The following is a 469-nucleotide window of genomic DNA, read 5'->3' as shown; positions in this document are numbered from 1 at the left end:
GGCTGCGCGGCCATCCGGCTCGCGTTGGCTTGCAGCGCCTCTTCGTACAGGTGGCGTGTCACGAAGCGTTGCCTGGCCGTGGTGCATGCGGGCTTGCGCGCGCACTGGGCACAGTCGCTGGGCTGGGCGGCGTAGATCACCATCTTGTCCGTGCGCGAGAGTTGCTTGCGTCTGAGTTGCTTGCCTGCAGGGCAAGTAAAACTGTCGCTGGCCGCTTCGTAGGTGAAGGCGCTGCGCTCGTACAGACTGCCATCGCCTTTGTTGTTCACGGCACGGTTGGGCGCCACGTAGCTGGTGATGCCCTGGGCGTCCAGCGCTGCAATGTGCTCCCCATTGGCGTAGCCCGCGTCTGCCACCACCGTGCACGGCTGCTGCAGCACCCGGCTGGCCGCCTCGGCCATGGGCTGTAGCTGGCGCTGATCGTTCACCTCGCAGACCACCTCATGCGCCACGATCACGTGGCTTTGCG

General features: G+C 65.9%; 1 protein-coding gene. It reads right to left on the bottom strand.

The annotated features are described in order from the left end of the window. Positions 1–469 (bottom strand): transposase (locus tag AC3A6G_RS27410; RefSeq protein WP_487875100.1); only part of this gene is annotated, 469 nt, incomplete at both ends.

The sequence above is a fragment of the Variovorax sp. Soil_C_26 genome (assembly GCF_057657075.1).
Note: the sequence above shows the minus strand (reverse complement) of the source record. Positions and strands in the feature narration are given on the sequence as shown.